Source organism: Pseudomonas agronomica, from assembly GCF_025917275.1.
In the GTDB taxonomy this organism is placed as follows: Bacteria; Pseudomonadota; Gammaproteobacteria; order Pseudomonadales; family Pseudomonadaceae; genus Aquipseudomonas; species Aquipseudomonas agronomica.
Window position 1 is genome coordinate 19078 of the sequence record NZ_JAOSHO010000019.1, and the last position, 13126, is coordinate 32203.

Consider the following 13126-nt stretch of genomic DNA (forward strand, 5'->3'; position numbering starts at 1 on the left):
TTTCGGGGTGGCGTTCTGCGCGACCCAACCGCCGGAGGTGCGTGATGAACGTTGAACGCCAGGCGCGGCTGCCGCAGTCCTTGTTGCTGTTGCTCGGCAGCTGCCTGCCGGTCCTCGGCGCGGTGCTGCTGGCGCCCGTCCTGCCGCGCATGCAGGAACACTTCGCCGACACCCCGGGCGTCGCGGTGCTGGTTCCCATCGCCCTGACGCTACCGGCGCTGATGATTGCCCTGTTGGCACCTTTCGCCGGGATCATTGCCGACCGACTCGGACGCAAGCCGTTGCTGATCGGCGCGATGTGCCTCTACACCGTCTGTGGGGTGCTGCCGCTCTGGCTGGATTCGTTGCAAGCGATCGTCGTCAGCCGCGCCGGCATCGGTCTGGCCGAGGCGGCGATCATGACGTGTTGCACCACGATGATGGGCGACTACTACAGCGGCGCGCGGCGTGAACGCATGTTCGCCCTGCAAATGGTCGCGACCTCGTTGTCGGCGGCGATTTTCATTGCCATCGGCGGCGTGCTGGGCGAGCACGGCTGGCGCACACCGTTTGCGCTGTATGGGTTGGGGTTGGTGCTGCTGCCGCTGATGGCGTGGTTGCTGTGGGAGCCGCATGGGCGTGACGTCGCGGCGAAAAAGGCCGCAGGCACGGCGTTTCCCTGGCGCGCCTTGGCACCGCTGTATGGCCTGGCATTCCTCGCCGGATTGAGCCTGTTCATCGTGCCCGTACAAGTCGGTTATCTGCTCAACCTGCTGCATGTCGAAGGGTCGCAGCAGATCGGCTTGACCATGGGCGCCAGCCAGCTCGGCGTATTGGTCGGCGCGCTGAGTTTCCGCCTGTTCAGTGGCGTGCCGGCGTACCGGCAGATGCTAATGGCCTTCGTCGCCGCTGGCATCGGCGGTGGGTTGCTGGCGGTGGCCGACAGCCATGGATGGGTGGTGATCGCCGTACTGATCAATGGCCTGGGTATCGGCCTGATGATGCCGACCCTGCTCACCTGGATCATGGCCCAGGTCGACTTCCAGCAGCGCGGCCGCGCCGCCGGTGGTTTCACCTCGATGTTCTTCGCCGGGGAGTTCGTCAGCCCGCTGGTGGTGCTGGCGATTACCGGCGGGGTGACCAGCGCCTTGCCCGCCGCGTTGGGCATCGTTGCCGGCGTTCAACTCCTGGTGGCCGTGGCCTGTATTCGGTTGCGTGGCGGCGAGTCGGTTTTTCCCGCTGCGGTTGCGGCGAAGCCTGATCGCTGATTCCACATTCCAAGAAAACAAGAACAAGAGGAGAACGATATGAGCTATTTGCTCAACACCTGGTACATCGCTGGGTGGGCGGACGAGTTGGCGCCAGGGGCGATGCTGGGCAGGACCATCGTCGAACAACCCATGGTCTTCTTTCGCGACAGCCGGGGCGCGATCCAGGCGCTCGCCGATCGTTGCCCACACCGTTTTGCCCCGCTGCACATGGGCACGATTGTCGACGACAGCATCCAGTGCCCATATCACGGCTTGCGTTTCGATGGCAGTGGCCAATGCACGCACAACCCCCATGGCGAGGGAAACATCCCCAAGGCGGCCTGTGTCCGCGGGTTCGCAGTCGTTGAGCGCCACGGGGCGATCTGGGTCTGGCCGGGCGAGCGTCACCTGGCCAGCGATGCGCTGATCCCTGACTTTTCCTTCTTCGAGCAGGCGCCCAACCATGCCAAGGGACACGGGTACCTGCCCACACGCGCGCATTACGAACTGCTTTCCGACAACATCATGGACCTGAGCCACGTTGATTTCCTGCACCCCGATACGCTCGGTGGCGGAGCGTTGTCACGCACCCGCGCCACCGTCGAGGAACTGGTCAATGATCGCGTGCGCATCAATTGGTGGGCCGCCGATGATGTTCCTCCGCCGGCGTTCGGCGCTCACCTTGAAGATCCGAGCCGGGCAGACGTCTGGGCCGAGGTCATCTGGCACGCGCCGGGCCTGATGCTGCTGGGCAGTGGCGCCACCGCGCCAGGGCGCCCCAGGGAAGAGGGGCCGGTGACATGGAACCTGCACCTGATGACCCCGCAGGACGCGACGAATACCCATTATTTCTTCGCCAACACCCGAAGTTTCGAGCAGGACAACGCCCAGTTGAATGCCTTCGTCCAGGACATGTTGATCGGTATTTTCGCCGGTGAAGACAAACCCATGGTCGAGGCCCAGCAGCGTCAGATTGGCGAGGTTGACTTGCTGGGCCTCAACCCGGTGTTACTGCCCGTCGATGCCGGGGCCGTGCGCTGCCGGCGGGTGCTGCGTCGATTGATTGAAACCGAGCGCGCGGCGACACAAGCCAACCCGTCATCAAGCTTTGGCAAAGAGGTGTTGCGATGAGCTTCCTACGCAACGTCTGGTACGCGGCCGCCTGGGGAACCGAGGTCAACGCCGGAGAGCTGTTCCAACGAACCCTGCTCAACGAACCCGTGGTGTTTTTTCGCGATACCCAGGGCACCGCCCAGGCCATTGCCGATCGCTGCCCCCACCGTTTCGCGCCCCTGGGCATGGGAACGCTTAAAGGCGATTCGGTGCGTTGCCCGTACCACGGCCTGGAATTCGATGGCAGCGGCACCTGCATGCATAACCCCCACGGCGATGGCGCCATTCCCAAGGCGGCGAAGGTCAAGGCTTACCCTCTGATTGAGCGCCACAGCCTGTTGTGGATCTGGATGGGCGATGCAGGTCTGGCCGACGCGACGCTGATTCCGGATTTCAGTTGCATGGACGAAGACCTTTGGTATGTCGGCAAACGTTATTTGCACGCGCGAGCCAACTACGTGCTGGAAACCGACAACATCATGGACCTGAGTCATATCGAGTTCCTGCACCCGTCAACGTTGGGTGGTGATGGCGTCAAGAGCGCGTTGACCAGCGTACAGGAGGAGGGCAACACCGTTTGGTCCAACCGCCAGACCGTTGCGGAAATCATGCCGGAATTTCTCTACACCGCCTGGAACATTCCCCAAGGCACGCCGGTGGACCGTTGGATCGATGTGCGTTGGGATGCCCCGGCGAACATGTTGCTGTTTTCCGGCGCCGTGGCGACAGGGCTACCGAGGGATCAAGGCATTTCCACGCCGATTCCGCACCTGTTCACCCCGCAGACCGAGACGACCACTCACTACTGGTTCTCAGTCTGTTTTCCCAAGGCAATGGGCGAATTCGCCGAGAGATTCGCTGATGAGCAAGCGGCTGCTATCAACCGGCCTTTTGCCGACGAAGACTTGCCGATGCTGGAGGCGCAGCAGCGCATGATGGGCGATGCATCGTTCTGGGACTTGAAGCCCGTCCTGCTGATCGGTGATGCAGGCGCCATCCGCGCGCGGCGTGTACTCGATCGCATGATTGCTGCCGAGCAGCCTGCGGGTGCCAAGTGATGATTGAAGTCATCGTCACTCGCAAGCGTCGCGAAGCCGAAGGCATCTACAGCTTCGAACTGGCTCCAGCCGAAGATGCCGTGCTGCCTGCCTTCAGCGCCGGCTCGCATATCGACGTACACCTGCCCAATGGCCTGGTGCGCCAGTACTCGCTGTGCAATCACCCGGAAGAACGCCATCGCTATCTGCTGGGCGTGTTGCTCGATCCCGCGTCGCGCGGCGCTTCCCAGGCCATGCACGGGCAAGTGCAAGAAGGCACTCGGCTGCGCATCAGCGAGCCGCGCAACCTGTTCCCGCTGGAACATGGGGCGGGCTACAGCGTGTTGTTCGCGGGGGGTATCGGCATCACGCCGATCCTTTGCATGGCCGAGCGTCTGGCGCGGATCGGCGCGCCTTTCGAATTGCACTACTGCGGTCGCTCGGCCGGGCGCATGGCCTTCATCGAGTACCTCAGCCAGTCGGCGTTCGCCGATTGCGTGCAGGTCCATGTGGACGACGGCGCCGATGCCCAACGCCTCGACAGCGCTCGAATCCTGTCCACGCCGGCCAATGATCGCCACCTGTATGTCTGTGGCCCGAATGGCTTCATGGAGCATGTGCTCGGCGCCGCTCGCGCGCAGGGTTGGGCCGAGGCGCAACTTCACCGCGAGTACTTTACGGCCGCCGCTGCGCCAGCCAGCGAGGCGGGCGGCTTCGAGGTGCAACTGGCCAGCACCGGGCAATGTTTCCAGGTGCCTGCCGCGCTGAGCGTGGCCCAGGTGCTGCTGGAGGCCGGCATCGATATCCCGTTGTCCTGCGAGCAGGGCATCTGTGGCACCTGCCTGACACGGGTGCTGGAAGGCGAACCTGAGCATCGCGACCTGTTCCTGACCGATGCCGAGCGAGCGCGCAACGACCAGTTCACGCCTTGCTGTTCGCGCGCCAGGAGCGCGCGGCTAGTGCTCGATCTCTAAGGTTTTCCCATGAATCCATCTTTTTCCGCTGGCACGTTCCACCAACAGATTTGAGGACTTGAACATGCAACAGCTTCCTGGTTTCAAACGCGTGGTCACCGGGCACGATGCCCAGGGGCGGGCGGTGGTCGCGCTCAGCGGACCGACGCCGAACAGCTTCCCGCTCAAGGCCGTGCCCGGCACGGTCTTTCACGAGATCTGGAACAGCGGCGCCAGCCCGGCCGTGCTGGATAACGGCGACGACCCCACCCGCAAGCCGCTTCAATTGAGCCCGGCGCCGCTGGGCAGCGTCATCCGCGTGGTGGATATCCCGCCCGACAGCGTGCAGAACCAGGTCAGTGCCGAGGAGGCCGCGGCGGCCTTCGCCGAAATTGGCCAGGCCCATGCCGGGACGGGGCAGGCGGATTCCAGGCACAAGCTGATGCACCGCACCGAAACGCTGGATTACGGCGTGGTGACGGAGGGCGAGGTCTGGCTGGTCCTCGATGGCGAAGAGGTGCACCTCAAGCGCGGTGACATCGTCGTGCAGCGCGGCACCAATCACGCCTGGAGCAATCGCACCGAGCAGTTGGCACGCATGCTCTTCGTGCTGCTCGACGGTCGCTTTGCCCCCGAGCTGCAAGGAGAACAGGCATGAAGCTCAGTACTCTCAAGGATCACAGCCGCGACGGTCGCCTGCTGGTGGTATCGCGCGACCTGGCCTGGGCGGTGGAGGCCAGTGACATCGCCGGGACCCTGCAGCAGGCCATCGAGTATTGGCCGAGCGTCGAAGCCGCTTTGCGCGCTCGCTATGACGCCCTGAACGAAGGCGCGCTGGTCGGGGCCTTCGCCTTTGATCCGCAACAAGCCGCCGCACCCTTGCCGCGTGCCTGGCAGTGGCTGGATGCCTCATCGTTTCTCAGCCATGGCGAACGGATGCAGAAAGCGTTTTCGCTGGATCCCATCGAAGGTGTCGAACACACGCCGCTGATGTACCAGGGCTGTGGCGACGATTTTCTCGGCGCTCGCGATGACATCGTGCTGCCCAGTGAAACCCATGGCATCGACTTCGAAGGTGAATTCGCCGTGGTGGTCGATGAGGTGCCCATGGGCTGTTCGGCGCAAGACGCCCTCGGCCATATCCGCCTCATCGTGCAACTCAACGACGTCAGCCTGCGCGCACTTGCACCCCGGGAGATGAAGACCGGCTTCGGCTTTATCCAGGCCAAATCCTCATCAAGTTTTGCCCCGGTGGCAATCACCCCCGACGAGCTGGGCGATGCCTGGCGCGATGGGCGCGTGCACTTGCCGCTGAAGGTCGAGTGGAATGGCCAGTGGTTCGGGCATGCCCACGGTGGCGCGATGCATTTCGGCTTCCATCAGTTGATCGCCCATGCAGCGCTGACCCGGCGTCTCAGGGCCGGCTGCGTGATCGGTTCCGGCACGGTTTCCAATGCCGACCCTAGCGTTGGCGCGGCTTGCATCGCTGAACGTCGTGCCGTCGAGATGATTGAACAGGGCGCGCCCAAAACGTCCTTCATGCGCTTTGGCGACCGGGTGCGCATGGACGTCATCGATGCGCAAGGGCAGTCGGTCTTTGGCGCGATAGACCAGCGTGTCGTCCGTGGAGACCGACCATGCGCGTGATGATTACCGGTGCCAACGGCTTTGTCGGGCGGGCACTGGTGCAGCGCCTGCTCGACACGAATCAGCTGCGAGGCCAGCCCATCGGCGCGTTGATCCTGCTGGATAAGGAACTGGCGGGTTTTGCTGATGACAAGCGCGTGCGCCGCCATTGCGGCAGCGTCACCGATGCCGCGTTGCTGCGTCGCGCCCTGGCCGATGGCATCGATGTGGTGTTCCACCTGGTGAGCGTGCCGGGCGGCGCAGCCGAGCAGCAGTATTCACTGGGCTACCAGGTCAATTTGCTGGCGAGCCTGGAGTTGCTCGATCAGTTGCGCGAACAGCCTGGCGTGCCGGTGCTGGTGTACGCCAGCAGCGTGGCGGTGTACGGCGGCGACCTGCCGGCGCGCATGGATGAGCGTGCCATGCCGCGCCCGCAGATAAGCTACGGCGCGCACAAGGTGATGGTGGAAACGGCCCTCAACGATCTGGCTCGGCGAGGCGAGGTGGACGGTCGTGCCGTGCGCCTGCCCGGCATCGTCGCGCGTCCACGTGAACCCAACGGCCTGCGTTCGGCATTCATGAGCGATCTGCTGCACGCGTTTGCCCAGGGCGAGCCGTATTGCTGCCCGGTGTCGCCGCAGGCGCAGGCGTGGTGGATGTCGGTGCGGTGCTGCGTCGATAACCTGCTGCGAGCCGCCGAGCTGCCGACCGCCGAACTCGGCGGCTCACGGGTCTGGCAACTGCCGTTGTTGCACCTGTCCATTGCCCAGGTCATCGATGCCCTGGCCGCTGCCTACGGCCAGGAACGCCGCGGGCTGATCAGCTTCGCACCGGATGCCGGGCTGCAAGCCTTGTTCGGCAGCTTCCCGGCGATGAAAACCCCACTGGCCCGGGCCCTTGGCTTTCGCCATGACGGCTCGGCAACCGCCTTGATACGTAACAGTTTGAAGCCCGCTGGCTCGGCGCGTCGTGCGCGGGGGCGGGTGGCGCTTGGAGTGACCGATCATGCAACCGACTAGACGCCGTCTCGTGGACCTGTCCGTGACCCTGGACAACAACCCTCACACCGATCCGCCGCCGTTGCTGCCGAAAATCGACTACATGGACCATCAACAAGGCTGGCCGGAGATGGCCGCGATGTTTCCCGGCCTGTCCAAGGCGCAACTGCCCGGCGACGAATCCTGGGCGGCGGAGCGCCTGCAGATCACCACCCACAGCGGTACGCACATGGACGCCCCTTGGCACTACGCCTCGACCACGGACGGCGGCAAACCGGCGTTCGGCATCGACGAGTTGCCACTGGATTGGTGCCTGCAACCGGGGGTGAAACTGGACTTTCGCCATTTGCCAGACGGTCATGTGGTCAGCGCCGCCGAAGTACAGGCTGAGTTGGCGCGCATCGAGCACGTGCTCCAGCCGTTGGACATTGTCCTGGTCAATACCCGCGCCGGTGCACTGTTCGGCCAGCCGGGCTATCTGGATGCCGGTGTCGGCATCGGCCGCGAGGCCACGTTGTATCTGTTGGAGCGCGGCGTACGCGTGGTCGGCACCGATGCCTGGAGTTGGGACGCGCCGTTCAAGTACACACGCGAACGCTTCGCCGCCACCGGCGACGCCTCGATCATCTGGGAAGGGCACAAGGCCGGACGCGACATCGGCTACGGCCAGATGGAGAAATTGGCGAACCTGGAATGCCTGCCCGCCCATGGCTTCCAGGTGTCGTGTTTCCCCTACAAGATCAGGCACGCCTCGGCCGGCTTCGTCCGCGCCGTGGCGATCTTCGAGCAATGACCGTGCGCGTGGCGGGTGGAAAGAAACGCGGGAGTCTTTCCCGAGGACTTGAGGTGCTGCTTTCCGAGCACATCATCGAGGGGCGACTGCGCAGCGGAGAACAATTGCCCACCGAGTCGGCCCTCATGCTCGAACACGGGGTCAGCAGGACCGTGGTGCGCGAGGCGATGTCGCGTCTGCAGGCCGCCGGAATGGTCGAGACACGCCACGGCATCGGTACGTTTGTGCGCGATAGCACGTTGTCATTGAAGACCTTCATCGACCCGGCGACGATCGGTGTCATCGTCGATTCGCTGGCGATCATGGAGTTCCGGATTGGCCTGGAAGTCGAAGCCGCCGGGCTCGCCGCGCAACGCCGCCGCCCGGATCAGCTGGCCGGGTTGCGAGCGTTGCTCGATCAGCTCGGACAGCCGGCTGTCAGCCTCAATGATCGGGCGGCGCTGGATTTCCAGTTCCATCTGGGCATTACCGAGGCGACCGGCAATCACTACATCGCCAACACGCTGCTCAACCTGGGCGTGGTCATCATTCCGCGCAGCCGATTGGATTCTGCGCGGCTGTTCCACGATGAGCCTTCGCACTACGAACAACGCATGCAAGGCGAGCATGAGCAGATCTACCAGGCGATCCTCAATCAGGACGCCGAATGCGCACGCGCGGCCATGCGCCTGCACCTCCAGGACAGCCGCGAGTATCTGCATCAGGCCCGCAACGAGCTGCTGACATGACCGACATCCAGAAGGAAGCGGCGACGCAATATCCCGCCACGGCGCTGACCATCATCGATCCGCGCTGGACCTTGTTCGTCCGTGTCGTGGCAGCGGGCAGCCTCAGCAAAGCGGCCGTATTGCTGGATATGCCGCAGTCCATGGTCAGTCGCAATATCGCCTTGCTCGAATCGCAATGTGGCGAGCGCCTGTTCCATCGCACGGGACGCGGCGTGGTCCTGACCGAATTCGGCGAACAGCTGTTGCCATGCATATCAGGCCTTCTCGCGGACGCGGAGGGCCTTGCCGACGACATTCGCAACCTGCGTGGAAAACCGGTGGGCGAGGTGGTCGTGGGCATGTTGCCCTCAGCGGTGCGGCGGTTTGCGGGGACACTGTTTTCCACGGTGCGGGCGCAGATGCCCGGGGTGAGGTTGCATTTGATCGAGGGCGCCAGTGCTCAACTCGAAGAGCAGTTGCACGACGGTCGCCTGGATATGGCGCTGGTGCTGCGCGAGAGCGAGGCAAGCATCGGGCAAGCGCATCTGCTGGCCAGACTCCCGCTGCATCTGGTGGGGCCTGCCGTCGATCCTCTTTTCGCCAGCCGGGACATTCCGTTGAGGCAGTTATCTGGATTGCCCCTGGTCGTACCCGGGCGGCCGCATCTGTTGAGGGCCAGGCTCGACCACTTGGCCGCCGATCAAGGTGTCGAATTATCCGTGGCCGTGGAAGCCGATTCCGTCCAGCTGCAGTACGAAGTCGTGGCGGCGGGGGGTGGCTATGCCATTGCGTCTGTGCTGCCGGGCTCGTTGGATCAGCGATTGGTCTCATCGCGTATCGTCGAGCCGGTCCTCGAGCGCTTCGTTGTCCTGGCGGAGTCGCCTCGTCGCTCGGTGACGCGTGCCTCCCGTGAAGTGCGCCGGTTGATCTGCAACCTGTCCATGCCATCGACTTAAGCGATAGCTGCTTTCGCTCCCCAGCAGTATTCGGTGCGGGGAGCGCCTCGTAGGGTGTCAGTCAACCAACGATTGATACCGATTGCGAGGTTCGCACTATGCATCACGCCCAAGAATCCCAAGTCATCGCCCCGACGCTTTTCCTCAGCGATGCCGATGTCGCCTCTCTCGCCGATTGGGGCACTGCCGTCGCCGCGCTCGCCGAGGCGTATGCCCATCCGACGTCCGACGCGATGGTGCCGCCTCGTTCCATGGCGCGGGGCGACGGGCTCTGGCTGCGCAGCTTGACCGCCGTACCGCCCACCGGTGGCCAGATGGGCTGCAAGTTGATTGCCGCTTCCATGCGGGCGCGCTGCGCCAGCTACCTGATCGCCTTGTTCAACCAGCAAACCATGGCCCTCAGTGCGCTGATCGACGGCAACCGGGTGACCGGTTTGCGTACCGCCGCCACCGCTGCGCTGGCGGTCGATTTGCTGGCGCCCCAGCGAGCGCTGCGGGTGGGTGTGATTGGCGCCGGGTTCGAGGCGCGGGGTGCGCTGGACTGCCTCAAGTCCGTGCGCAGCGTGTCCCATGTCCGGGTGTTCAGTCCAACGCCCGCGAGCCGTGAGCGTTTTGCCGACAGCTTCAGGCCCGGGCTGGATATCCAGGCGGTGAGCAGCGCCCAGGAGGCGGTGCGGGACGCTGACGTGGTGATCTGTGCCGCCCGCAGCCGTGACGAGTCGCCGGTGTTGCAAGGCGCGTGGCTTGGCCCGGGCGCCACGGTCGTGTCGTTGGGTTCCACCTTGCCTGAGCAACGGGAGGTTGATCCGGTCACGATGGAGCGAGCCGCCTGCATTGTCGCGGATATGCCGCAAGAGGTGCTCCACGATACCGGTGACGCCATCGCCGCGATCAGTGCCGGCGTGTATGTCGCCGACAAATTGGTCGCGCTGTCGGACCTGGTCGCGGGCCGTGTCACCCCGCGCCAGCACGCAAGCGACATCGTCCTCTACAAATCGGTGGGCTCGGCGCTGCAGGACGTCGTCATCGCCCAAGCGCTGTATGAGCGCGCCCGGCAACAAGGCCTCGGCATCGAGCTGCCGGCCAGCATTGTCCCTGTCTCGAAATAACCCCTCACTGTCCAAAGGAAATCATCATGGCCACATACAAGAAAGCGGACGCCCGTACCTGGGCGCGGGAAAACCTGGTGGGCTGCTCGGCTGTCACCATCCCAAGTTTCAGCGCCGATCTGAAGCGACTCAACGAGCGTGGCATTCGCCACGACATCGAACATACGGTCGGCCTGGGCTACAGCGCCACGTTGCTGTGCAGCGAACTGGCGATCTCTCCCCAGGAGAACGCGCAGTTCACGGCCTGGGCCCGTGAGTCTGGGAAAAACCTGATCCTGTTCTTCCATGCGGCTTTTGGCACGCTTGCCGAGAACATCGAGGCGGTGAAGCTCGCCGAGAATGCCGGTGCGGATATTGTCCTGCTGTCCTATCCACCGCAGTTCTGGCCGACCAACGAGCAGGAAATCTACGACTACACCAAGGCGTTCTGCGACGCGACGGACCTTGCCGTGATGCTGTTCCCGATTCCGTTGTGGGGCTTTGAACGAGTGCATCCGGCGGGTATGTCCCTGGAATTGGTCCGGCGGCTGTTGGCCGATTGCCCGAACATCGCGGCGATCAAATCGGAGCAAGGGTTCCCACTGCCGGCGGGGATTTGCGAGATGTACCACCACTTCCGTGACCAGGTGGTGATCAGTTGCCCGATCGAAGGTGACGCGATTCCCTTGATGAGCCTGATGAAGCTGCAGTTCTCCGGCACCAGCAACACCGCCTGGATGAGCGACTACTACCCGAAAGCGTTCGAACTGGCGCGCACGGGTCGTTTTGAAGAGGCGATGGAACTGTACTGGAAGGTCAACCCGGCCCGCGGTGCCAACGGCGCTGCTGCGCAAAGCTACGCCGGCGGTACCGGTGTGCTCAACCGCACGATGTGGAAATACCAGGACTGGCTCGCCGGCTTCAACGGCGGCCCATTGCGTGCCCCGGCGATGCGCGTGCCGGATCGCTTCATGAAGTCGCTGCGCCAAGGCTTGGTTGCGTCGGGGTTGCCGGTGACTTCGGACCCAGACAGCGCCTTCATGATCGGGCGCCATCCGTGCTGATGGGGAGGATTGCACAGTGAAGCACTTACTCAAGGATCCCACGCTGTGGCGTACCGACGCCTACATCGCTGGAGAATGGTTGGCCGAGACGCCGCACGGTCGGTACACGTTGCGCAACCCGGTGGATCAGACGGTGCTGGCCGAGTTGCCGCGCTGTCGCGAAGCTGAAGTCCGGCAGGCTATCGATGCGGCGCACGACGCCTTCGGCCCGTGGCGTCGCTTGACGGCCAAGCGCCGTGGCGAGGTGTTGCGTCGTTGGTATGAGCTGATGGTCGAACATCGCGAGGACGTCGCCACGCTGATTACTCTGGAGGAGGGCAAGCCACTGGAGGAGGCGCGCGGTGAAGTCGATTACGCGGCGTCTTTTGTACGGTGGTTTGGCGAAGAAGCCACACGGGTGCGCGGTGATCTGATTCCGGGCGTGAAGGACACTCAGCGCATCGTCGTACTGCGCGAGCCCATCGGCGTCTGCGCGGCGATAACGCCCTGGAATTTCCCGGCCGCGATGATCACGCGCAAGGCCGCTCCAGCCCTCGCGGCCGGTTGCACCATGGTGGTGAAGCCGGCCAGCCAGACACCCCTGACCGCGCTGGCGCTCGCTGAACTGGCCCAGCGCGCGGGTGTGCCGGGCGGCGTTTTCAGTGTCATCACCGGTAATGACACTCGCGACATTGCCGGTGAGCTCACGGCCAACCCGTTGGTGCGCAAGCTCACCTTCACGGGGTCCACCGAAGTGGGCCGGTTGTTGCTGGCGCAAGCGGCGCAGACGGTCAAGAAATGCTCCATGGAGCTGGGCGGCAACGCTCCGTTCATTGTCTTCGACGATGCGGATCTCGATGCGGCAGCCGACGGCGTGATGTTGGCCAAGTTTCGCAACGGCGGGCAATCCTGTATCGGCGCGAACCGGGTGCTGGTGCAGTCGGGGGTTCATGACGCATTGGCCGAGCGCATCGTTGAGCGGATGGCGCGCCTGAAGGTGGGCAATGGCCTGGAGCCTGGCGTGCAGGTCGGGCCGTTGATCGATGACGCGGCCGTACGAAAATCCCAGGCGCTGGTGGATGATGCGCTGGCACAGGGGGCCCGGCTGCTGTCCGGCGGCAAACCCCATGCGCTGGGCGGATGTTTCTTCCAGCCCACGTTGTTGACCGATGTGACCCATGGGATGCGGGTCGCCCGCGAGGAGATCTTCGGCCCGGTCATGCCGCTGGTGCGTTTCGACACGGATGACCAGGCCATCGCGATGGCCAATGACAGCGAGTTCGGTTTGGCGGCGTACCTGTTCAGCCGTGACGCGGCACGCATCTGGCGCAACGCCGCACGCATCGAATCGGGCATGGTGGGCATCAACTGCGGTCTGATTTCAAATGAGGTCGCACCCTTCGGTGGCGTGAAACAGAGCGGTCTTGGGCGAGAGGGATCCCACCTGGGGATCGACGAATTCCTTGAGGTGAAATACCTCTGCTGGGATGGCTTGGAAAGCGTGTGAAACCTGTGCCTGGTCCATGGATGCTTGGGCTTGCACCTTCTTGGCTGACGCACCGCCGAGCGTTTTTGTGGCGAGG

Annotated in this window: 13 protein-coding genes; all 13 read left to right on the top strand. The window is 64.0% G+C overall.

Annotation, left to right across the window (positions count from 1 at the left end):
- Positions 1-44: 44 nt before the first annotated feature.
- The 13 genes from OC610_RS03450 (at position 45) to OC610_RS03510 (ending at position 13050) form a co-directional block, all read left to right on the top strand.
- Positions 45-1247 carry an MFS transporter gene (locus OC610_RS03450; RefSeq protein ID WP_264426520.1) on the top strand — a complete coding sequence of 401 codons (1203 nt, stop codon included), beginning with the start codon at positions 45-47 and terminating at the stop codon, positions 1245-1247.
- A gap of 39 nt (positions 1248-1286) precedes the next feature.
- Positions 1287-2360 (top strand): aromatic ring-hydroxylating dioxygenase subunit alpha, encoded by a 1074-nt coding sequence (locus OC610_RS03455; protein ID WP_264426522.1) that lies wholly within the window; start codon positions 1287-1289, stop codon positions 2358-2360.
- The gene (locus OC610_RS03460; RefSeq protein ID WP_264426523.1) at positions 2357-3400 is read left to right on the top strand and encodes an aromatic ring-hydroxylating dioxygenase subunit alpha; all 1044 of its coding nucleotides are present in this window, start codon (positions 2357-2359) and stop codon (positions 3398-3400) included. Before OC610_RS03455 ends, OC610_RS03460 begins: the two co-directional genes overlap by 4 nt.
- Complete coding sequence (locus OC610_RS03465; protein WP_264426524.1) at positions 3400-4353, top strand: PDR/VanB family oxidoreductase; 954 nt, start codon at positions 3400-3402, stop codon at positions 4351-4353. The genes OC610_RS03460 and OC610_RS03465 overlap by 1 nt, the downstream gene beginning before the upstream one ends.
- A gap of 64 nt (positions 4354-4417) precedes the next feature.
- Positions 4418-4990, top strand: coding sequence for a cupin domain-containing protein (locus OC610_RS03470; protein WP_264426525.1), 573 nt, complete (start codon positions 4418-4420; stop codon positions 4988-4990).
- Complete coding sequence (locus OC610_RS03475; protein ID WP_264426526.1) at positions 4987-5979, top strand: fumarylacetoacetate hydrolase family protein; 993 nt, start codon at positions 4987-4989, stop codon at positions 5977-5979. The genes OC610_RS03470 and OC610_RS03475 overlap by 4 nt, the downstream gene beginning before the upstream one ends.
- Entirely contained in the window at positions 5970-6977 is a 1008-nt protein-coding gene (locus OC610_RS03480) for an NAD-dependent epimerase/dehydratase family protein (protein WP_264426527.1), read from the top strand. The genes OC610_RS03475 and OC610_RS03480 overlap by 10 nt, the downstream gene beginning before the upstream one ends.
- Positions 6964-7749 (top strand): cyclase family protein, encoded by a 786-nt coding sequence (locus OC610_RS03485; RefSeq protein ID WP_264426528.1) that lies wholly within the window; start codon positions 6964-6966, stop codon positions 7747-7749. Before OC610_RS03480 ends, OC610_RS03485 begins: the two co-directional genes overlap by 14 nt.
- The gene (locus OC610_RS03490; protein WP_264426529.1) at positions 7746-8477 is read left to right on the top strand and encodes a FadR/GntR family transcriptional regulator; all 732 of its coding nucleotides are present in this window, start codon (positions 7746-7748) and stop codon (positions 8475-8477) included. Before OC610_RS03485 ends, OC610_RS03490 begins: the two co-directional genes overlap by 4 nt.
- The gene (locus OC610_RS03495) at positions 8474-9412 is read left to right on the top strand and encodes a LysR family transcriptional regulator (protein ID WP_264426530.1); all 939 of its coding nucleotides are present in this window, start codon (positions 8474-8476) and stop codon (positions 9410-9412) included. Before OC610_RS03490 ends, OC610_RS03495 begins: the two co-directional genes overlap by 4 nt.
- A 98-nt stretch (positions 9413-9510) precedes the next feature.
- The gene (locus OC610_RS03500) at positions 9511-10521 is read left to right on the top strand and encodes an ornithine cyclodeaminase family protein (protein WP_264426531.1); all 1011 of its coding nucleotides are present in this window, start codon (positions 9511-9513) and stop codon (positions 10519-10521) included.
- Positions 10522-10547: 26 nt separating this feature from the next.
- A complete protein-coding gene (locus OC610_RS03505; protein WP_217859722.1) occupies positions 10548-11564 on the top strand; it encodes a dihydrodipicolinate synthase family protein in 1017 nt (338 codons plus the stop codon).
- A 16-nt stretch (positions 11565-11580) separates the two neighbouring features.
- Entirely contained in the window at positions 11581-13050 is a 1470-nt protein-coding gene (locus tag OC610_RS03510) for an NAD-dependent succinate-semialdehyde dehydrogenase (protein WP_264426532.1), read from the top strand.
- Positions 13051-13126 lie beyond the last annotated feature (76 nt).